The sequence below is a fragment of the Paraburkholderia sp. RL18-085-BIA-A genome (assembly GCF_046027075.1).
GTDB lineage: Bacteria > Pseudomonadota > Gammaproteobacteria > Burkholderiales > Burkholderiaceae > Paraburkholderia.
The window spans coordinates 1-19,925 of record NZ_JARESU010000107.1 but is presented as its reverse complement, the minus strand read 5'-3'; the positions used below and the strand labels follow the sequence as shown (position 1 = coordinate 19,925).

The following is a 19,925-nucleotide window of genomic DNA, read 5'->3' as shown; positions in this document are numbered from 1 at the left end:
AGACCTGCAGTGCCGTGGAACCAGGACCCAGTGCGATGCCTGCGCGGGATCACATCACTGACCTGGCGCAGGCGTACCTCAGGCGGTTTTTCGGCGCGGACGCGCGCCAATTGCGCTTTTGGTCCGGTAGCTGACGCCATGCTGATCGAGGTAGTCGCGGATCAATTGCCGCACTACCTGTGAGGGCGTCAGGTCCTGCGCCGCGCACAGCTTTTCGAACGCTTCCTTCTTCACAGGATCGATCAGAATCGTGAGTCGAGCGCTTTTCGTTTCCATGACGGGGGCGAAGTCCAATTATGTTAATTAAATTATAATACATCGCGTGGCCCGAGTCATCTTCGTGGCACCAGAATCACACGGTGGCCGGCGATTCCCGCATGCTCGCCGCTGCCCAGCCTTTTAGTGGCCGGGAAGCCAACGACGTGCAACGCGCGGCAACGGTGCGCTAAATCTCCGCCCTGGCACGCAGAAAATCCTGTCCAGCCCGGGTCGCCCAGATCGCAGCATGGGTCAAGGGGCTGCTGTCGTTGTGGCTTCCCGCTGTCATCTTCCATCCTCGGGAATGTACCTGCTCAAACAGGCCACGAACGTGCAGGGGTTGCGATCCGTCAGCGACAGACGCATCCGCTCAGCACGTTTGCTCATATCGATGCCAGTTAAATTTTTTGCCGTACTCGATGCGCGTGGCCGTCGCATGGAGATTCACCGCATGCGTGGGTCCGAGTGCGCGCGCCCGGTCGAGCATCGCTGCGAAAGACGGAAGCTCATCGACTCCTTTCCACGCAAAAACAGTAACGTTGTGTTCACTGCCTTCGGACGGCGCCAGCGTCACCGCGTTCGCGAAGACTTCCCTGAGCGAGCGCAGGTAGCGATGGAAATCCGGTTCGTCGGTCACCAGATTGGCCACCAGGACGCCGTCATCGCTCAACCTGCGGCGACAGGCTTCATAAAACGTCCTGCTACCCAGCTCTGCGGGCAGGCCATCGGCATTGAAACCGTCGACCAGCAGCACGTCGGGCCGGTGATCCGGAACCGTGACGTACTGCGCCCCATCGGCACAAACCACCCTGAAGCGGTCACTGTCACGCGGCACATGAAACCGGTCGCGCAGCGCGATCACCTGGGGATTGATTTCGACGACGGAAATCATGGTGTCGGGCAGATGGCGATAGCAGTATTTCGCCAGCGAGCCGCCACCCAGACCAATCATCGAAATGCGGCGTGGGAATGGCTGGAACAGCAGGAAGCCCATCATGGTGCGCGTATAGCCCAGCGCAAGGGCGTACGGATCGCGTCGCAACATGGTGCTCTGCACCCCGCGCGCATCAAAGTACAGTGAAACGACCTGGTCATTCTCTATGACCACCGGCCTGTTCGCCTTCCTCTTTCTTTTCATGTGCGTGATCAAAAGATTCCGATGCAGGGGCAATCGGCGGGCGTGGGCCACGCCCCCCCCTGGCAGCGGTCCGTCAAGAGGATTCCTGCGTACGCAGCATGGCCGAGAGCGCTTCAAGCGCTGCGGTCTCGTCAGGACTGGTTGCCATGATGTGCAGCTGCGTGCCTGGCTTTGCCCGCAGGGACATCACCGACATGACATCCTTGGCATTAACGGACCGGCCGTTCGCCTTGCAGATGATGTCGCTCGCGAACCGGGATGCGTGAACGGCAAGCCTCGCCGACCCGTGTCCGTTCAAACCCCACGGGTCGCCCACCTGAACCAATGCTTCGACCAACCCACTCCCTTATGCATAAACCGTAACCCGGGTCCGAACCCGCCGGGCGCGCTCAGTGCATCGAACCTGCGATGACCTGGGCAAAGAAAACCCGCAACAACGGGTCCCATCTTTCACTCCCCAAAGCGATTTCGGCCGTGTCGAGCCGCTTCATTTCGCGATCGAGATAAACGGCGCGAAGCGACCTTGGGTGTAGCGGCCCGACAAAAAACTGGCCATCGTCGTCCAGAAGCAGAAATGGCTTCTGCCTGTAGCGGGCTCCGAGCAGGGAGGTCGCATCCAGAACATGACGGGCCGATTCCCTCTGATAGACAAAAATGACGTTGACTCCACATTCTTCCAGGCGGTCGCAGATATCCGAAAAACGGTAAAGCATCTGGAATCCGCGCTCGCCCGCCCTGCCCACGCCGATAACGATCAATCCGCGACGACCCATCACGTCCCGCAGATACAGGTGCGTGTAGTCGTGGGACAGCAGCGGAACACTTGCATCAATCACGTCGACCTCCCTGCCGCGCGCAGGCATACACCTCGTTTCCCGCAAGCCCGGCCTGCAACGTGACCAACAAGATTCCTGCCCAAGCCTGCTATATTATTAGCATTTAAGGATAAGTCAATGATAATTACATTACCATGATTCTGGAGTACCTATTCCGAAGAACGGGCCAGGCTGTTCGCCGTTCTTCGATGCACACGCACGTGCGCATCGAGAGCGTTCGCGCATCGAGGGTCGACGTGGCTCTTAAACGAACGGCTGCACCCTGCACTGCTGGGATCGGGGAACGGCGGCCACCATGAAGGTGCCGATAACGCAACCGGCACTGACCCGGAACCTGTCTCGCGACCTGTGCCCGGCGCCTAACGGTCGAGTCGATAGACCTGCGCGCGCAGGTCGTCAACCAGTGGCACGATGGCCAGAACAATCAGCACGCCCGCAAGCGGTATCGTCGCGGCGTAGCCGATGTGTTTGAATCCCATCGCCCCGGCAAAATCACCGACGACGAACATGGACAGCATCGTCCCGTGCACTTTCAACCTCGTCCGATTCGCCAGTACGAAGGGTGCGCCGGGGTCGGTCCTCGCGGAATTCCAGTAAAAGAGCTTGCCCAGTTCGATGCCGATGTCCGTCACGATTCCGGTCATGTGGGTGGTACGGATTTCTGCCCCGGATAGTTTGGTGATCATCGCGTTCTGCAGACCCATGATGAAGCAGAGGAGCACGACCGTCGCCGGCACGAACAGGGTCTCCCACAGCGCCAGATGACTACCGAGCAGCCCGAAACACAGCAACAGGACGGCCTCGATCAGCAACGGCGACGCGTACTGGCTGTGCAGCCGCCGCCGGCGCCCCCAATTGACGAGCACGGCGGAACAGGCGGCGCCCAGCAGGAACGAGATCAGCGATCCAGCGCCGGCCAGAACCAGTGAGAGGTCGCCCAGCGCCGCCTGGTCGGCAATCGAGGACACTACGCCGCTCATATGGGACGTGTACTGCTTCACCGCCAGGAAGCCGCCGGCGTTAGTAGCGCCAGCCACGAACGCAAGCGAGAAACCAAGCTGCCTGTTGGCCTCGGTGCTGCGATCCCTTCCCGTCAGGGTCCGGAAATAGTGTGCTGGCATCAGGTATCGACTCGTGTGTTCGCGCGTCCCAACCGCACTTCGGCGCAGGCAGGGACCGGTGCAGCAAGCTGGCTGCTTGAAATTCCACGCGCAGGATGAACGCCCGCATTCCGATGCCCTGAACGAACACGACACGTACTCCGCGCCTGTCGACGGGTCATCACGTGTGGAACCGGATCAATAAAACTGCTAGGATGATAACGTAATTATCATCAACTGGTAACTTGATGTCGCGGGCGAAAGCCTCTCCCCAGGGAGAAACGCGCAGGGAAACTACGGCCGCATACACGTCGGCAGCGACACAGGGGTGACGCGGTTTGTGGTAGCGAGAGGACAAAGCCAGCCAACCTGCAGGATGCCGGCCGCCTGGCGCGCCGCATTAAGGAAAAGTGCCATGCCGTTTGACAACACGCTTGAAGAGCACCGGCTAACTGGCGTCGCGTTGCGTAACGCGATGCACAAGGGGATGCACAAGCGCGTGGGGCTCGTCACATCCGCGTTCGCCAACGAACGTTGCTGCGCGCTCGGGCGCTGGATTCATGAAGATGGCCTGCGGTGGGAGGACGCTCCCGAGCTTCAGCAACTGAAGCTGGCGCACGCGAGCTTCCATACCATCGCGCTGGTGATCGCCATATCCATCACGCAAGGGCGTCTCGCTGAAGCAGCCGTCATGCTCGAGCCGGACGCCCTGTTCGAAAACGCGGCGCGTATGCTCACTCAAGCAGTGTCGCGTTTCGAAAATCGCCTGGTAACCGGGGCGGCATCGCACGGGCGGACACATTAAGGCTACCGTGACTCATCGGTTGCTGCATGGCTCAGCCTTGCGACAACTGATCTGCAACTTCAGGAAACCATGGGATTGTCAGCCGATCACAACAATCAGCTCAGGCATGCTCTCGCGGAGCATTGGGGACAGACCTTTGGCAAACCCGTAGTACGCGAGGGATTGCGCACGCGGTCGCTGTGTTTCGACGCTTTCGGCATACAAAGCTCGATGCGCAAGAGTGCTCCGCTCGAGCTTGACCTGTCGTACACGCGGGCCATGATGTCCTTCCAGCTCTTTCGCCCTGACCCCTGGGACATCCTGATCGTGGGGCTGGGCGGTGGATCGCTGTCCAAATACTGCTTTCACAAGTTTCCGTCGACGCGGGTGACCACGGTCGAAATCGACGAGAGAGTGATCGCGTTACGCGAATGGTTTCTCATCCCGCCTGAATCGGAGCGATTCCAGATCGTGCACGCCGACGCAGCAGAGTATCTCTCGGACAGGATTGGCGTCGCGGATGTGATCCTGCTCGACGGCTTCGACGCATTCGGCTTACCTGCCAGCCTGTCAAGCCAGTCCTTTTACGACTGCTGTCATACCGCGCTGCGCAGCGAAGGTGTGCTGGTGGCCAACCTGCTGAACAGCGACGCGCGACTCGCCACCCACCTCGACCGGCTACGCCGTGCGTGCGACGGAAAACTGTTCCGTACCATGGTACGAGGCGAAGGCAACACCATTGCCATCGGCGTCAAGCAGGAGACCGTACCGGGATGGCTTGACCTCTATGCCCGCGCTGAAGCCATCACGAAATCGATGGGGCTCGACCTGTACCGGTATGTCAAAAAAATGGAACGTCATCACCGGGCAGAGCCCGTTCCGGGATACCCTTCGTCCAACACAACGACCGTCGAACAGGACGTCTGACGGCACCGGAGACAACGCCGATGGAACACCTGCTGGTCATCCATTATGTGCTGCTTGTGATTGCAGGCTGGCTGGTCGTTGGAGTCCTGGGACTCGCCAACCTGCGCCGCACACGGGTGGTAGCGCATGGACTGTTTCCGGTGGGTGCGGTATTCGGCCTGCTCCTCAGCGGACTGGGCCTAACTGGCGTTTTCTCAGGTCCCCAGCAAGTCATCCTGCCACTCGGGTTGCCGGACCTGCCATTCCATCTGCGGCTCGACGGCCTGTCGGCCTATTTCCTCTGCGTACTCGGCGTGGTGAGCACGGGCGTGAGTGCGTTCTCCGCCGGCTATTTCCGCAAGGGCGAAGGCACTCCGCCCGGGCTGCTTTGCTTTGAATATCACGTGTGCCTCGCGAGCATGGCGGTGCTACTGCTGGCGGACGATGCGTATTGCTTCATGGTGGCGTGGGAGACGATGACGCTGTCGGCCACCTTCCTGGTGATGACCAATCACCGCATTGGAGAGATCCGCCGGGCCGCGTGGCTCTACTTCCTGATCTCCCATGTCGGCGCGCTGGCGCTCCTGCTGTGCTTCGGCCTGCTGCAGGCCAATACCGGCGACTATACGTTCGCCAACATGCGTCAGCAGCATCTGGACGTGTTCTGGGCATCCATCGCGTTTCTGCTGGCGCTGTTTGGCTTCGGCACCAAGGCGGGGATCTTCCCGCTGCACGTCTGGCTGCCCGAGGCTCATCCGGCCGCGCCGTCGCCGGTATCCGCCCTCATGAGCGGGTTCGTCCTGAAAGCCGGCCTCTACGGCGTGCTACGCACGGTGTTCGACCTGCTGCACGTGCAGATTGCGTGGTGGGGCGTGCTCATGCTGATACTCGGACTCTTCACCGCCCTGTTCGGGGTCGTGTTCAGCGCCATCCAGACGGACATGAAGCGGCTGCTTGCGTACTCGTCGATCGACAACATCGGCCTGATGTTCGTGAGCATGGGGCTGGGGGTCCTGTTTCGCGCGTACGGGATGAACGCGCTGGCCGCCTTGTCGTTGACGGCGCTGCTTTACCAGATCGCCAGCCACGCGACATTCAAGAGCCTGCTGTTTCTTGGGACGGGTTCCGTGTTGCACGCGACGGGCGAGCGCAATCTCGGGCGGCTGGGTGGCCTGATCCGTTTCATGCCGTGGACTGCGTGGGCCGCACTAGTGGGCGCAATCGCCAGCGCCGGCCTGCCGCCATTGAGCGGCTTCGTCTCCGAATGGCTGTTACTGCAGAGCTTTCTGTTCACGCCGGGCTTGCCTGACCCGTTCCTGAACATGGTGGCGCCGCTCGTCGCCGCGCTGATTGCTCTCGTGGCTGCGCTCGCGGGCTACACGATGGTCAAGTTCTTCGGCATCATCTTTCTCGGCCAGCCCCGCGAGCCGAAGCTGCGCGAGGCACGCGATGCGAGCCCGTGGGAGCGGGTTGGCTTCGCGTGGCTCGCGGCGCTATGCGTGCTGCTCGGGCTGTTGCCGGTGCAGTTCGTGGTGGTTCTGGATCGCGTCACCCAGATGCTGGTGGGAGCCGGCATCGGCGGGGCCGTCGCGCGCAATGGCTGGCTGCTGTTTGCGCCCACCAGCGTAGGCCGGGCCAGCTACATGCCGGTGGTTTTCCTGCTGTTCTTCCTGGCCTGTTGCGGGCTCGCGTGGGTGCTGGTGCGCCGTCTTTACCATGGGCGCCTGCGGCGGGCGCCCCCCTGGGCCTGTGGCTTTCCGTTCGTGAACGCGCGCATGCAGGACACGGCAGAAGGGTTCGGGCAGCCGATCCGAGAAATCTTCGCGCCGCTGTTTGGGATCGAACGGCGGCTGCCCTCTCCGTTCGACGAACACCCCGCGTACAGCGTCACCGTGACAGATCGCGCGTGGACCCTGATTTACGAGCCGATCGCGCGGCTGGTCAAGCGCATCGCGGCACTGGCCGGCTTGCTCCAGACAGGCCGCATCGCGGTCTATCTGATGCACAGCTTTCTTGTGCTGATCGTGCTGCTGATGCTGGTGAGGCGATGATCACGCTCTCCGGATTGCTCTCCCAGGGGCTTGAGATCCTGCTCGCACTGGCGGCGGCGCCCTTGCTGACGGGGTGGGTCAACATGTGCCGCGCCAGATTACAGAACCGCCGGGCGCCGAGCATCTGGCAGCCTTACCGGATGCTACACAAGCTGTTCAACAAGGAGTCGGTCGTCGCCGACCACGCCAGTCCTATATTCCGCGGTGCGCCATATGTCGTCTGGGCATGCATGACGCTCGCCTGCGCGATCGTGCCCACGCTTTCCACCGATCTACCGCTCTCGCCGGCCGCGGACGCGATCGCCCTGGTGGGTCTTTTCGCGCTGGCTCGCGTGGCCATCTCGCTGGCCGCGATGGACATCGGCACCGCGTTCGGCACCCTCGGCGCGCGCCGCGAGATGCTGGTGGGCTTCCTCGCGGAGCCTGCCCTGCTGATGGTCCTTTTTTCGGCGTCGCTGATCACGCAGTCGACCTTGCTGACCACCATCGTCGCCACGCTCAGCCATCGCGAACTGGCGATCTATCCGAGCCTCGCGTTCGCGGGGATCGCATTCACGATGGTGTCGCTCGCCGAAAACGCGCGCCTGCCGGTCGACAACCCGACCACGCACCTCGAACTCACGATGATCCACGAAGCGCTGATCCTCGAGTATTCCGGCCGGCATCTCGCGCTGATGGAATGGGCCGCGAACCTCAAACTGTTCGCGTACTCCTGCATCGGCGTTGCCTTGTTCATTCCGTGGGGCATCGCCGAGGCCGGCAATCCGATGGCGCTCCTGCTCGCGATACCGGCGCTCTTCGTCAAATTGCTGGTGGGGGGCGCGGCGCTCGCGGTCGTCGAGACGACCAACGCGAAGATGCGTATTTTCCGCGTGCCGGAGTTCCTCGCGACAGCGTTCCTGCTGGCCGTCATCGGCATGCTGGTTCACTTCCTGCTGGGGGCGTGATGCACGGATTCGCCACGCAGATCATCAACTTCCTGGCCGCGATCCTGCTGCTGGTGTCGTTCGCGATGCTCAGCCAGCGCCGGATCCTGTCGCTGATTCACCTCTACACGCTGCAGGGCCTGACACTCGTGTCAGCCAATGTGATCCTCGGATACGTCACCGCCGACGTGCACCTCTATATCTCCGCCGCACTCACGCTGGTGCTCAAGGTCGGCCTGATTCCGTGGATTCTTTACAGGCTCGTGCAGCGCCTGAACGTCAAGACGGACGTGGAGTCGCTCCTCAACATTCCCGCCACGCTGCTGATAGGCATCGTGCTCGTGATCATTGCATTCAATGTCGCATCGCCGATCAGCCAGCTCGCGTCGTCGGTCGCGCGCGGCACGCTCGGCATCGCCCTCGCCTGCGTGCTGCTGTCGTTCATGATGATGATTACGCGCGCGAAGGCGATCCCTCAGGTAATCGGCTTTCTGTCGATGGAAAACGGTCTGTTTTTTGCCGCGGCCGCGGCCACGAACGGCATGCCGATGATCGTCGAACTCGGCATTGGACTCGATGTGCTGGTGGGCATCCTGATCCTCGGCGTGTTCATGTTCCAGATTCGCGAGCAGTTCGACAGCCTGGACATTCACCACCTTGAAAAACTCAAAGATGACTGACAGATGACTGAAGCCTGGGTACTGCTGCTCGTTTTCGGAATCCCGCTCTTCGCAGGCGCAAGTCTGGCACTCGTGGGACAGCACCATGTCGCGGCGGAGCTCAACGTCGGCTTCAGTTTCCTCACATTCGCGGCCGCCACGCTGCTCGCCGTGCAAACAGTGGCGCACGGGCCTGCGTTCGCGCTGGGCAAGCTGTTCTTCGTCGATCCGCTCAACGTGTTCCTGGTCGCACTGACGGCCTTCGTCGGCTGGACCACGTCGATCTTTTCGAGGCCGTACATGCGCATCGAGCGTGACCGCGGCAAGATGACCGGCCCTCGCATGCGCCTCTACCACAGCATGTACCAGCTGTTCATCTTCGCGATGCTGCTCGCGCTGCTCACCAACAACATGGGCATTCTCTGGGTCGCCATGGAAGCCGCCACGCTCGCCACGGTGCTGCTGGTCAGCGTCTATCGCACGGCGGCAAGTCTGGAAGCCGCATGGAAGTATTTCATCCTGTGCGGCGTCGGCATCGCGCAGGCGCTGTTCGGCACGATCCTTCTCTATCTCGCCGCGAGCCGGCAGCTCGGCGGCGGCGATGCGCTGCTCTGGACCAGTCTGAACGCGGTCAAGGGCAGTCTCGACCCGACCATCATTTCGCTCGCGTTCGTGTTCCTGCTGATCGGCTACGGCACCAAGGTCGGCCTCGTGCCCATGCACAACTGGCTGCCCGATGCACACGCTGAAGGCCCTACGCCGATTTCGGCCGTGCTGTCCGGCCTGCTGCTCAACGTCGCGCTCTATGCCGTGCTGCGCTGCAAGGTCCTGGCCGATGGCGCACTCCACAACGGCCTGCCGGGACACCTGCTGGTCGGCTTCGGACTGGTCTCGGTGCTGATCGCCACCTTTTCGCTGTTCCGGCAGAAAGACGTCAAGCGGCTCTTTTCGTATTCGTCGATCGAGCACATGGGTCTGATGACGTTCGCCTTCGGGCTCGGCGGCCCCATTGCGACCTTTGCGGGTCTGCTCCACATGACGGTGCATTCGCTTGTGAAGTCGGCCATCTTCTTCACCGTCGGGCATGCGGCGCAAAAGGCCGGCACCCAGGCGATCGACGACATTCGCGGCCTGTTGCGCGTGAGCCCAACCGTTGGGTGGGGCATGATGCTCGGTGCGCTCGCAATCCTGGGCATGCCGCCATTCGGCGTCTTTGCGAGCGAGTTCCTGATCCTGACCACCGCGATGAGCAAACTCCCGTGGGCCACGCCCTTCCTGTTGCTCGCGCTTGCTGTGGCGTTCGCGGCCATCTTCGTGCGCGTGCAGGGCATGGTGTTCGGGGACACGACGGCCAAGGTTCTTGAACACCCGCCGGCGTTGCTGCCGGTGTTTGTCCATCTTGGCATCGGGTTGATGTTGGGACTCTACATTCCGCCCTATCTTGCGACGTGGTATCGGCAGGCGGCGGCCATGATCGCGGGGTGACACATGCACATCGAAGCATTCGGGTTTCCCAACCTGGTTCGCCTGTCCGTGTTTGCGGGCAGGTCGTCGGCTTTTCTCGCACGGGTCGATCATGACGCGTGGACCCGCACCGCCGGCACCGTGCGCGAGACGGGTGGCCGTCTGATCTCCCTGTGGGGTACCGAAGAGACGGCCGGCACATTTGTGATCTCCGCCGCGTATGCACTGGAAGACGGCATCCTGTGGCTTCAGTCGCCGGTAGGCGACGGGCATGGGGACAGCGACGGATACCCAGACCTGTCGACCGTCTTTCCATGCGCGACGCGTATGCAACGGGCCGTCTACGAGCTGGTCGGGCTGCGTGCGATCGGCGCCGAAGATACACGGCCGTGGCTGAATCATGGCAACTGGCCTGCCGATTACTTTCCGTTGCAGAAATTGTCCTCCGGGACCGAGCGGTTTCAATCCCAGGAAGCGGACTATCCGTTCGTCCACGTCGATGGGGACGGTGTCCACGAAATTGCCGTCGGTCCGATCCACGCAGGCGTGATCGAGCCCGGACACTTCCGCTTCTCGGTCGTCGGCGAAAAGGTGTTGCGTCTCGAGGAGCGGCTGGGCTATGCGCACCGGGGAATCGAGCGGCTCTTCGAGCACATGCCCGCACTCGACGGACACCGTCTCGCAGGACGCATCGCCGGAGACACCACGGTCGCCTTTACGTGGGCCTATTGCATGGCGGTCGAGCGCGCGTTGAATGGACGGATTCCGCCACGCGCGCAGTGGCTGCGCGCGCTGTTGCTCGAGCGCGAGCGCATTGCCAACCATCTGGGTGATCTTGGAGCGCTCGGCAACGACGCGGGGTTCGCGTATGGCCTCGCACAGTTTTCCCGTCTGAAGGAAGACTGGCTGCGTCTGAACAATCAGGCTTTCGGACATCGCTATCTGATGGATCGGATCGTTCCCGGGGGGATATCAACGGACCTGGATGCGCGCTTCGTCACCGCGATACTGACGCAGTGCGACCAGATTGACGCGCAGGTTCGTGTGATGCAGCACATTTACGACGACCAGTCAGGGCTGCAGGATCGCTTTGCAGGTGCGGGCATCCTCTCCGCAAGAGTGGCGGAGCACTTCGGCGTGTGCGGGCTGATTGGACGTGCAAGCGGCCGGAAAATCGACGTGCGCGTCGATCATCCCTACGCGCCTTACCACGAGGTTCAGGTGCAGGCGGTCAGCGATGACCGGGGTGACGTGGCAGCCCGGGTCGCAGTGCGGTTCAACGAGGTCTACGAATCGGTCCGGTTGATCCGGACTCTCCTCTCCGACCTGCCGGGCGGTAACATCGTCACGGCCATTGAACACGAAGGCGCACCATCCTGTGGGGTGGGATGGATCGAGGGCTGGCGGGGCGACGTGTTCATTGCACTCGAGACCGGGGCTGATGGGACCATTTTGCGCTGTCACTGCCATGACCCGTCGTGGCACAACTGGCCGGCACTGGAACACGCGATCATCGGCAATATCGTTCCCGATTTCCCGCTGATCAACAAGTCGTTCAATCTGAACTACGCGGGACACGACCTGTAATGTGGCAACTTCTCAAACAGATCGCGAGAACTGACACACCGGATGAGCGTGTGCCGGAAGGCGATGACGCATGGCGCACCGAAAGCCAGCAGATCCAGCAGGAAATACTCGACGTACTCGGCCGGGCGCTGTGCATTCGCGAGATCGATGGGGGCTCCTGCAATGGCTGCGAACTGGAAATCCATGCGCTCAACAATCCGTACTACAACATTGAAGGTCTGGGTATCCGATTCGTCGCGAGTCCTCGCCATGCCGACATGCTGCTGGTCACGGGCCCGCTGACACTGAACATGAAGGAAGCGGTGCGGCGGGCCTACGAAGCGACGCCCCATCCGAAGCTGGTCGTCGCAGTTGGCGAGTGCGCCTGCACCGGTGGCATGTTCAAGGAAAGCTACGCCGTGTGTGGACCGCTCTCGAAAGCTCTTCCTGTCGACGTCACGGTACCGGGTTGTCCGCCGCCCCCCATCGATATCCTGAGAGGCATTCTCGCCGCGCTTCGTACGAAACACGCAACCTCCCCGTCATGATCACGGTCCGGGACACTCGCCAATCACGGCGTTCACGGGTAAGGGTTCCGCACGGAGCCCACGTGTGATGACCGCCCCAGTGTGCCACGCTGATGTTTTCAAGGACGACGGGCGATGAGTGAGCGATTGAGCACGCTGAAGGCAATCGGCAGAGCAGGGCCACAGGTGCTGACGATAATCGCCTTCATGGTGGCGATCAGTCTGCGCTTTCCACACTATGGTTTGTGATGCTCTCGGCCATCGTCAACGGCACCGCCCTGACATACCTCACGCGAGGCTTCGCGTCCCGGCGGTCGCGCACGGGTGGTGACCCGTTCCTCGGCGCCATCGTGATCGGCAGCGGACTGGCGTCGATTGCCCTGACTCTGAAGTGGTGGGCCGTGGAACGGCAGCTGAAGCTCGCGCCCGGTGTACTCCTGCATATGGCCGGCCATACAGAGGCGACTTCGAATCCAGCGCTGGCATGGTCAAGCGTCCTGACCCAGTGGGGCTCCTGCTCGATCTTTCTGGTGATCGTTGCGGTGTGGGTGCTGGGCAGCGGACGTGCCGACTGAATACCGAACCCGCTCAGTACGTCCGCCGACGTTTTCCGCGCACGCGCGAAAGCCTGAAGTCCACGGTCACCGTTGCCAGCCTCGTGGCGGTGCCGGCGATGGGGGCGAGGCACGCACCGGGATGACCGCGAGCGAAGCGCGGGCGACGATGTACGTCTGGGGCGAAGAAGGCTTTGATTCAGTTGATGGCGTGCTGGATTCCACAACACGGCCCGCACCGGTCTGCGTCGGCTCCCGGACGACGAGAACCGGGATCTGACAGTGCGTCAGCACCTTCTGGGTCTCACTGCCGATCAACAAGGCACGCATGCCGCCTCGGCCGTGGGACGCCATGACAATGAGTTCACAGTTTCGTTGCGCTGCAACGCTGATGATCGCCTCGTACGGGTGAGTGTGGTTCCTGGTAACCGTATCGCACTCGACACCGGCCTGGGTAGCCGCTTTTGTGACGACCAGGAGATAGTTATCCGCATGCTGTCGGGTAACCTGAATGAACTGGTCCTCGGTGTCCGCGATCATTTCGGTGCCATACGCCAGGACATGGAATTCCGGGATGACATGGAGCCCCGTGACCTTGGCGCCGCTTTCTGTGGCAAGCGTCACCGCCATCTGGATCGCGGCTTCAGAGAGGGCCGACCCGTCAGTCGGCACCAGCAGATGCTTGAACATACGTTTCTCCCTGCAGCCAGGCCTGTTCGTCCTGACGTCCTGCCCGGAGCCCGCCGCTTGAGCCAGGCACGCCTGAATCAAGGCGATTTCTTTCAGTATAGTCAGCTTTACGAAGCCTCGCAGGTCGACTGATTCTGTGGCAAAGTGCCGCGCGCCGACCTCACCGAAGTTAGATATATTCGACAGGCGTCCGGTGTCGTTCCCGGTTCGCTCAGAGCGCACCAGACGCACGGCCTGCGGCTTGTCGCAGGCCGTCCCGCCACTCGGCTGCGTCACGCACCAGTTTAAACGTTGGGTCAGCACGGTCGCGGCTCGAGCGTCTTTCGAAAAACCTGCAATGACGCCCATCAAGTTCATTCTCCGCTACACGGCTGTGCCCTTCATGGCGACCGTCGCCGTCGTGTCCTAGGCCTCGCATCACGCGTCCACCGAAATCGACGCTCGACGGTACGCGGCAGTTTCGGGCGCCCAAGGCTGTCAATGTCTCGTGGCTCCACAGACGCAGCGCCGCAAATGTTCAAAGTTCAGCGCGTTGCGGTGCCGCTCGATGGTGATGCTTCGGCCTGATGTAGCCCGCATGCAGTTCAGGGCCATGGAGCGCAGGCGCGCCAAAATTCCGGGCTTGGTTCGCGTCGAGCAGTGATCCTCTCGCAAGGCCACATCGCGCACATGATGATTCTGGTTCTCTATTGACCAGTGGCCACGGATGGCCATCTGACAGGTTGCGGCGCTCATGCCGGATGTACTGATCCACCACGCGGTCTCGCTGGTGCGGACCCAACCGTCAGTGCAGTGGCGGCGTTCGACCGTACGTGAGACGCAGACGATCTGCTGTACCAGCGGCTGCCAGTCATCTTCCAGCCAGTTTTCCGGCACACTCCAGATGCGCACGATACGCGTCTCGATACGGCCGTGTGCCCTTTTGTGTTGCACGTTGCATTGGGCCGCAGCGCAATAGGAGGCAAGGCCCTCACATGCGGCAAGCAGGGTTGGCTGGTTGCCCTTGACCTGCACAAGCACGTCGGCTCCCTTTTCCCGCGCGAGCGCTAGCGTTTTTTTTTGACAGTGCAACGCGTCCATCGTGAAGACACGGCCTTCCAGCCCGAGCGATTCGATCAGATCCTGCGCAGCGGGAATCTCGTTCGATTTCTCCGCGACCTCGACATGGCCGAGCACGATCAGACCATGCTGATCGAACGCCGAAACGATGTGTCGGGCACCCATGTCATCCAGACGCAAGGCGCTGCCGCGCAACGCCTTGCCGTCCAGCGCAATGAACTGTCGTCCGGATGGCGCTGATGACTGGCTTTGCGCGAAACGACGCACCGCGCTCTCCAGCTCGCTCTCATCGATCTGGAGCAGGAACTTGCGGATGTCCACCCAGCTCGGCGCCTTACGCCAGCTCGTACCGAACAGTTCGTTCAACTCCGTGAGTCGCTCGGCAATGAAGATCTCGATCGTCCTGAACGAGTTGGCACCCGCCATCGGCGACATCACGATCGCACATAACAGCGGCTCCAGCCCGTAACGCTTGCCCTGCGCCCGCCGTGCGTCGCGTAGTTCGGAAAATACCCCTCCGAATATCATTCTTGTTTCCGCCGTCTTGCTTCGAAGGTCGCAAAGTTCACACGATCGAACGGAATAGAGCGGAGCGGACACAATATCCAGAACCGGGCGCGCGTTGAGTCGTCCCCCATGCACGACACTGCCCGCCGATCGTGGTAAAACAGCGCGCGACCGCGCCCCTTCCCGGCGCGCAGATGTGATCAGGAGCATACGTTGAGAAGGAAGGCGGAGAACAAGCTGCAGGTGATCGCGGTACGCGTCGATCCCGCGATCGAGCAGAGATTGCGGCTGCTGGCAGAAGTCACAGGACGAAAGCAGTCGCTTTTCCTGAAGCAGATGATCGAGAACGGCATCGACGCAATGGAAGACAACTGGTTGCTGCCGGCCGTGCTTGCGCAGGTTCGTAGTGGCAACCTGCCCGCGCGGCAGCACGGTACGACACCAGATCTCTTCGACGATCCCCTTCAGAATCGGGTGGACTAGTTCGGAGGCCCGGCAGCGAAGATATTCGCGTTATCGGCGAGGCAGCGAACCTGCGCCGGAGCTCGCCGCGCTTGTGGGCGCGACGGTCGGCGTCCCTGCGTGCGGTCCCGTCTGAGCGTACCGCATCACATCCAGGAAAACGTGCGCGCGAAGCCGCCGGCGCGGTGCGCCCGACCTGGGCATCTGGCGCGGCACCTTTAGGTCGTGGATGTCTTCGGCTGGAAGCTTCTCGGAAAAAGGCCGCAGCAGTAATCCTGCACTCGCATCTACTTCATGGAACAATCGCGACATCTGATCGATAGCGGTTCTATACGCGGCGGCCTCCCAGGCCTCAGCGTCCGTTGCTAGGCCAAATCGCTACATCTGAGAATGTCCTTTCTCATATAAGGAGAGGCCATGCCGGATAGGTACGCGCTGCACCTGGGTTCTGCTGCAATAAGGCGCCCCGCTATGATGTGCGGAACAACATGAGCGACTGAAAGCCCGATGAAGACGTTGAACCCGGCAGTGGCCCAAGTGCTCAAACGCCTGACCGCTTGCCTTCGCCCGTCGCTAAATCAACGTGATCAAGTGGGCGGACATCTGCGCTCGGGCAGATGGGATGCTCGTCGTCTGTCGACCCGAGTCCGCCGCTTGGGACAGAAGGCAGCCAATAGCGGTCCTTCGAGCTGAGCGCTTGATTTGTCGACAACGCCGCTACAAATCTGCATCGAAAACAGGCGCGAGCGAGGGCTTACTGTGACTTCATGCGAATCGGCGGTTTTCTGGACCTCAAGGATCCGATCGTCAGGAATACGGCCGTTGTCCGAGTCGCTCATAACGTGGTCGAGCCGTCAATAGCTGCGCTGTATATCACCGGTTATACGGCACGCGTTTCGCTACTTCACCAGTTGGTCTCGCTGCTGAGATGCCAGACGTTCGCTGGCGGCGCATTCAGCCAGACTCCGCTGCCGGCACCCACCTCGACGATTGCCTCGAACGACTCGACACCGTCCGCCATGGCGTCGGCGAGACAGCGCGACGAAGGAGCCACTGCGCCTACGGTTGCAGGGGCTTTTAACCATTGTTTGAAAAAACTCAGGCTCATGTGAGGAAACACGACGCCGGACACTCTACGGATCTATCCATGTCGTGAAGCAATTGCGGATATCGCGTCGAGGATATCAGGTAGTAGATAACACGAAACGGACACAGACATGACAAATTTGCCGCGAGGTACCTTTTTAATCCGAGGCTGACCGTCCGTTGTGGAGAAAACCGAAGGGCCGCAGTGGTGGCTTGCTGCCGATCACAGTCTTGCGAAGTTCAGGTTGCGCATGCGCTCTGGATGGGGCATGCGTGCGGCCATCTTCGGTCGTTCGTCCGTTCCTTGGAGCGGCCAGTTGAATGGTGGTCCAATGTCGTCACTCAAGAGCGGTCGCGGTTGCACATCGATGCCAAGCGGGCGAAGAGCCGTGTCGATCTGCTCGATCTGCGGGCTCCCGGCGTAGGGGCAATCATCGGATCGTCAATATCGATGCCAAGGAGGCGAAGAGCTGTGTCGATCTGCTCGATCTGCGGGCTAAAGTCCATCTTCAACTGTTCACGTTCGGAATGGACAATGAGACCGTGGTACGTCGCCAGCATGTGACGCGCGATATACAGCGCGTCGACCACCTTGGCGTCCCGTTCGGCTTGTCTGATAAATGCGTCGAATTCCATAGCTGCCTCCACCACAACTACGTTTTCTATACTCGGACCAAGCCGGCACGGCTGACGGAATGGAAAGCGCCATAACGGCAGGTTGCAATCGCTTCAGCGTCGGACTGTGAGGCGGCCTGTGCGAAGGCGACCGACCAACGGCCGCAGCCAGAGCGATAACGGATCGAATAGACGAACATGGCAATCTCCTGTGGCATTCACTATCAACGCGCCTTGGCGCCCTTCGTCGCTGATCCGGACGGGTTGATTCCATTCTGGTCAATCACCTCTGACTCGATCCTGTCTCTCGGATTGCATGCTTGTTATCTCGAAGCAAGTGAGAGCCATTCTCTGACAGCATGTCCGAAGTCGTATTGGGTCAACACGCAAACGACGAGCGCTTTCTCGATAAGAGAAGAATAGGTTTTGCCGAAGGGCGAATCTACTCTACGGTTGGATATGCTGATACCGCGTTAGCGTTGCCCCGTTATACGGGCGTATAACCGCGGTCAGGCGCGCTGCTTCGGCGGGAGATTGAAGGCGGTGGAGGTTTCAGCTGAGAGTCTGATTGTCGAAGTCGGAAACCAGCAACCAAAAAACCATCCACCATGCGGAAGTTTACGGAAAAAGAAGTCGCCCGTCTATCGGTAGGCGGTCTAGGTCTGTTTCATTGAGCATGCGATTCGTTTTGTCGACGCAAATCATATCGCACCGCCTTGATGCGACAGAACCGCTTATACCTCCGTATAAGCAAGTTACGCTAACGGGGCGTTGGCATATCCCACCGTAGAGTAGATTCGCGCTTCGGGAAAACCTACTCTTCTCGCGACGAAGAACCGCTTGGCGGAACGGCGGAGCATATCGCAGTTACTGCGGCGGCTGTCCAGTCGGCAACTTCATCAAGCCACGCGACTACCTGACAGCGATGGAAGGGGTTCCCAAAGGATTGGAGACAAATGAAGACCGGTAGATATCGCTATGTCGTCGCCTTGCTGCTGTTCGTCGCGGGCGCCATCAATTACATGGACCGCGCGGCACTCGGTGTCGTCGCGCCGATCATCAACAAGGAACTGAGCCTCTCGCCGTCGGAACTGGGCATCGTGTTCAGCAGCTTCTTCTTCGGCTATTCCATCTTTGCGTTCGTCGGCGGCCACCTAGCCGACAAATACGGACCGCGCCACGTGTTCAGCTGGGCGATGGGCAGCTGGTCAATCTTTTGCGGCCTGACCGCGGCCGTGACCGGCTTCGGCACGCTGCTGCTCTCCCGCGCGCTGTTCGGCTTCGGCGAAGGTCCGATGAATTCGACGACGAACCGCGCGATCACCAACTGGTTTCCGCGTCACGAAACCTCGACGATGATCGGCTTCACGTTCTCCGGTCAAACCGTTGGGAGCGCGATCGCCGGACCGATTGTCGGGCTGATCGCGGTTGCGTACGGATGGCGCACCTCATTCGTGATCATCGCTGCGCTCGGGCTCGTCTGGATCGTTGCATGGCGTTTGTTCGCGACCGACAAGCCGGCCGAGAACCGTCGCGTCGGCGCAATGGAACGCGAGATGATCGAAGCGAGCCGCAGCGCGATTCATCCCGCAGAAGCCGGCAACGACAGCATGCCGCTGCGCAGCTACCTGATGCGTCCGAGCACGCTCGCGCTCGGCGTCGGACTGTTCGCGGTGAACTACACGCTGTTCGTGTTCATCTCGTGGATGCCGAGCTACTTCACCAACGCCCTCCATCTCGACATCAAGCAGATGAGCGTCCTGAGCGCGGTGCCGTGGGCGTGTGGCGGCATCGGCTACTTTGGCGGCGGCCTGATCGCCGACGCCTTCTTCAAGCGCATGAAGGACAAGCTGCTCGCTCGAAAGATCTCGGCAGTGGTGCCGCTCGCGCTCTCGGGTCTGGCGATGCTCGGCGTCAGCATGGTGGATTCCACCGCGCCAGCGGTGATCCTGGTCGCGTGCGCCGTGATGTTTCTCACGGCGTCGTCGCAGGCGTGCTGGGCCACCATGCACGAGCTCGTGCCGGGGCGGCATCTCGGTGGTGTGAGCGGGTTCGTGCACCTGATGAGCAACATCTCCGGCATCGTCGGCCCGACGATGATGGGCTTGGCGGTGCAGTACCTCGGCGGCTATGGCAGCGGCTTCATGCTCGGCGCGGCTATCGATCTGATTGGGGTGCTCACGATGATCTTCGTGATCGGCAACCGCAAGCCGGGCAATGCGGTCGAGACGAGCGGCACGGTGGCCTGACGGCCTCGCGTACACTTGCCCAAGATGTCGGTAAGCGATGCGACGAATGCACGACACCGCGGTTATCGCAGCGTTCCTGCTCGGAGCGCTGGTGATTTTGCCGCAGTGCTGGCGATGAGGTCGTTCAGTCGGAGTCGCCCACAGGCGATGGCGCGCGTGGCATCACAATGGAAGAACATCGCGTCGGCGGTGGCCGCCGCCGTGACAACGTTGCGCATCCTGGCCGACATCGTCAGCCCGGTGCGCCCGCGGTCCCGTTTGAACAACTGCGCGCCGAGTTGCGACTCCAGTTCGTGAATGCGGGCGGAGATCGTCGGCTACGTCAAATGCTGGTGGCGCGCCGCTGCACGAAAGCCGCCCAGACGGGCGGTCCAATAGAACGTTTCGATTTGCTGCAGGGAACGGCGCACGATCGGGAATTTCTATCAGAAGGTGGGCTTACTTTCGATTATCGCTTATTACTCATAGGTCAGAAACATAGCGGACAG

The 19,925-nt window shown here is 61.2% G+C and carries 21 protein-coding genes; 11 read left to right on the top strand and 10 right to left on the bottom strand.

What is annotated here, in order from left to right; genetic code table 11:
• Positions 1–78: 78 nt before the first annotated feature.
• From P0D89_RS39370 to P0D89_RS39350, 5 genes are all read right to left on the bottom strand, one after another.
• The gene (locus P0D89_RS39370; protein ID WP_011493367.1) at positions 79–276 is read right to left on the bottom strand and encodes a ribbon-helix-helix protein; all 198 of its coding nucleotides are present in this window, start codon (positions 274–276) and stop codon (positions 79–81) included.
• A gap of 352 nt (positions 277–628) precedes the next feature.
• Positions 629–1,396, bottom strand: a complete 768-nt coding sequence (locus P0D89_RS39365; protein ID WP_408378233.1) for a fused MFS/spermidine synthase — start codon at positions 1,394–1,396, stop codon at positions 629–631.
• Between the two features lie 73 nt (positions 1,397–1,469).
• Entirely contained in the window at positions 1,470–1,733 is a 264-nt protein-coding gene (locus tag P0D89_RS39360) for an HPr family phosphocarrier protein (protein ID WP_408367866.1), read from the bottom strand.
• Positions 1,734–1,785: 52 nt separating this feature from the next.
• Entirely contained in the window at positions 1,786–2,232 is a 447-nt protein-coding gene (locus P0D89_RS39355) for a hypothetical protein (protein ID WP_408367864.1), read from the bottom strand.
• Between the two features lie 359 nt (positions 2,233–2,591).
• Positions 2,592–3,353 (bottom strand): YoaK family protein, encoded by a 762-nt coding sequence (locus P0D89_RS39350; protein ID WP_408378230.1) that lies wholly within the window; start codon positions 3,351–3,353, stop codon positions 2,592–2,594.
• Between the two features lie 355 nt (positions 3,354–3,708).
• Between P0D89_RS39350 and P0D89_RS39345 the strand changes: the two genes are divergently transcribed.
• The 9 genes from P0D89_RS39345 (at position 3,709) to P0D89_RS39305 (ending at position 12,790) form a co-directional block, all read left to right on the top strand.
• A complete protein-coding gene (locus P0D89_RS39345) occupies positions 3,709–4,137 on the top strand; it encodes a CZB domain-containing protein (RefSeq protein WP_408367860.1) in 429 nt (142 codons plus the stop codon).
• A 69-nt stretch (positions 4,138–4,206) separates the two neighbouring features.
• A complete protein-coding gene (locus tag P0D89_RS39340) occupies positions 4,207–5,043 on the top strand; it encodes a fused MFS/spermidine synthase (RefSeq protein WP_408367858.1) in 837 nt (278 codons plus the stop codon).
• 20 nt (positions 5,044–5,063) lie between these two features.
• On the top strand, positions 5,064–7,073 hold the full coding sequence (hyfB, locus tag P0D89_RS39335; protein WP_408367856.1) for a hydrogenase 4 subunit B: 2,010 nt from the start codon (positions 5,064–5,066) through the stop codon (positions 7,071–7,073).
• On the top strand, positions 7,070–8,020 hold the full coding sequence (locus tag P0D89_RS39330) for a respiratory chain complex I subunit 1 family protein (protein WP_408367854.1): 951 nt from the start codon (positions 7,070–7,072) through the stop codon (positions 8,018–8,020). The genes hyfB and P0D89_RS39330 overlap by 4 nt, the downstream gene beginning before the upstream one ends.
• A complete protein-coding gene (locus tag P0D89_RS39325; RefSeq protein WP_408367852.1) occupies positions 8,020–8,679 on the top strand; it encodes a formate hydrogenlyase in 660 nt (219 codons plus the stop codon). The genes P0D89_RS39330 and P0D89_RS39325 overlap by 1 nt, the downstream gene beginning before the upstream one ends.
• A 3-nt stretch (positions 8,680–8,682) precedes the next feature.
• A complete protein-coding gene (locus P0D89_RS39320; protein WP_408367850.1) occupies positions 8,683–10,143 on the top strand; it encodes a hydrogenase 4 subunit F in 1,461 nt (486 codons plus the stop codon).
• A 3-nt stretch (positions 10,144–10,146) separates the two neighbouring features.
• A complete protein-coding gene (locus tag P0D89_RS39315; RefSeq protein ID WP_408367848.1) occupies positions 10,147–11,709 on the top strand; it encodes a hydrogenase large subunit in 1,563 nt (520 codons plus the stop codon).
• Positions 11,709–12,236, top strand: a complete 528-nt coding sequence (locus tag P0D89_RS39310) for an NADH-quinone oxidoreductase subunit B family protein (RefSeq protein WP_408367846.1) — start codon at positions 11,709–11,711, stop codon at positions 12,234–12,236. The genes P0D89_RS39315 and P0D89_RS39310 overlap by 1 nt, the downstream gene beginning before the upstream one ends.
• 227 nt (positions 12,237–12,463) lie before the next feature.
• Complete coding sequence (locus tag P0D89_RS39305) at positions 12,464–12,790, top strand: hypothetical protein (RefSeq protein WP_408367845.1); 327 nt, start codon at positions 12,464–12,466, stop codon at positions 12,788–12,790.
• 66 nt (positions 12,791–12,856) lie between these two features.
• Here P0D89_RS39305 and P0D89_RS39300 read toward each other — a convergent pair whose 3' ends face one another.
• A complete protein-coding gene (locus tag P0D89_RS39300; RefSeq protein WP_408367872.1) occupies positions 12,857–13,807 on the bottom strand; it encodes a universal stress protein in 951 nt (316 codons plus the stop codon).
• Positions 13,808–13,936: 129 nt separating this feature from the next.
• Positions 13,937–15,235 carry an ISAs1 family transposase gene (locus P0D89_RS39295; protein WP_408378227.1) on the bottom strand — a complete coding sequence of 433 codons (1,299 nt, stop codon included), beginning with the start codon at positions 15,233–15,235 and terminating at the stop codon, positions 13,937–13,939.
• A 3-nt stretch (positions 15,236–15,238) separates the two neighbouring features.
• Between P0D89_RS39295 and P0D89_RS39290 the strand changes: the two genes are divergently transcribed.
• Positions 15,239–15,508: a YlcI/YnfO family protein gene (locus P0D89_RS39290; RefSeq protein ID WP_408367841.1), complete on the top strand. Its 270-nt coding sequence runs from the start codon at positions 15,239–15,241 to the stop codon at positions 15,506–15,508.
• An 883-nt stretch (positions 15,509–16,391) separates the two neighbouring features.
• On the opposite strand, the gene P0D89_RS39285 is transcribed toward P0D89_RS39290, so the two are convergent.
• Together P0D89_RS39285 and P0D89_RS39280 are read right to left on the bottom strand one after the other, a co-directional pair.
• A complete protein-coding gene (locus P0D89_RS39285) occupies positions 16,392–16,619 on the bottom strand; it encodes a class I SAM-dependent methyltransferase (protein WP_408367839.1) in 228 nt (75 codons plus the stop codon).
• Between the two features lie 296 nt (positions 16,620–16,915).
• Positions 16,916–17,209, bottom strand: a complete 294-nt coding sequence (locus P0D89_RS39280) for a hypothetical protein (RefSeq protein WP_408367838.1) — start codon at positions 17,207–17,209, stop codon at positions 16,916–16,918.
• Between the two features lie 935 nt (positions 17,210–18,144).
• Between P0D89_RS39280 and P0D89_RS39275 the strand changes: the two genes are divergently transcribed.
• Positions 18,145–19,437, top strand: coding sequence for an MFS transporter (locus tag P0D89_RS39275; RefSeq protein ID WP_408367836.1), 1,293 nt, complete (start codon positions 18,145–18,147; stop codon positions 19,435–19,437).
• A 62-nt stretch (positions 19,438–19,499) separates the two neighbouring features.
• On the opposite strand, the gene P0D89_RS39270 is transcribed toward P0D89_RS39275, so the two are convergent.
• Entirely contained in the window at positions 19,500–19,727 is a 228-nt protein-coding gene (locus tag P0D89_RS39270) for a hypothetical protein (protein ID WP_408367870.1), read from the bottom strand.
• Positions 19,728–19,925: the final 198 nt, after the last annotated feature.

Coding starts and splice junctions, on each gene's coding strand:
- P0D89_RS39370 (WP_011493367.1), bottom strand. CDS start 276: ATGGAAACGAAAAGCGCTCGACTCACGATTCTGATCGATCCTGTGAAG.
- P0D89_RS39365 (WP_408378233.1), bottom strand. CDS start 1,396: ATGAAAAGAAAGAGGAAGGCGAACAGGCCGGTGGTCATAGAGAATGAC.
- P0D89_RS39350 (WP_408378230.1), bottom strand. CDS start 3,353: ATGCCAGCACACTATTTCCGGACCCTGACGGGAAGGGATCGCAGCACC.
- P0D89_RS39345 (WP_408367860.1), top strand. CDS start 3,709: ATGCCGGCCGCCTGGCGCGCCGCATTAAGGAAAAGTGCCATGCCGTTT.
- P0D89_RS39340 (WP_408367858.1), top strand. CDS start 4,207: ATGGGATTGTCAGCCGATCACAACAATCAGCTCAGGCATGCTCTCGCG.
- hyfB (WP_408367856.1), top strand. CDS start 5,064: ATGGAACACCTGCTGGTCATCCATTATGTGCTGCTTGTGATTGCAGGC.
- P0D89_RS39330 (WP_408367854.1), top strand. CDS start 7,070: ATGATCACGCTCTCCGGATTGCTCTCCCAGGGGCTTGAGATCCTGCTC.
- P0D89_RS39325 (WP_408367852.1), top strand. CDS start 8,020: ATGCACGGATTCGCCACGCAGATCATCAACTTCCTGGCCGCGATCCTG.
- P0D89_RS39320 (WP_408367850.1), top strand. CDS start 8,683: ATGACTGAAGCCTGGGTACTGCTGCTCGTTTTCGGAATCCCGCTCTTC.
- P0D89_RS39315 (WP_408367848.1), top strand. CDS start 10,147: ATGCACATCGAAGCATTCGGGTTTCCCAACCTGGTTCGCCTGTCCGTG.
- P0D89_RS39310 (WP_408367846.1), top strand. CDS start 11,709: ATGTGGCAACTTCTCAAACAGATCGCGAGAACTGACACACCGGATGAG.
- P0D89_RS39305 (WP_408367845.1), top strand. CDS start 12,464: ATGCTCTCGGCCATCGTCAACGGCACCGCCCTGACATACCTCACGCGA.
- P0D89_RS39300 (WP_408367872.1), bottom strand. CDS start 13,807: ATGGGCGTCATTGCAGGTTTTTCGAAAGACGCTCGAGCCGCGACCGTG.
- P0D89_RS39295 (WP_408378227.1), bottom strand. CDS start 15,235: ATGCTCCTGATCACATCTGCGCGCCGGGAAGGGGCGCGGTCGCGCGCT.
- P0D89_RS39280 (WP_408367838.1), bottom strand. CDS start 17,209: ATGGAATTCGACGCATTTATCAGACAAGCCGAACGGGACGCCAAGGTG.
- P0D89_RS39275 (WP_408367836.1), top strand. CDS start 18,145: ATGAAGACCGGTAGATATCGCTATGTCGTCGCCTTGCTGCTGTTCGTC.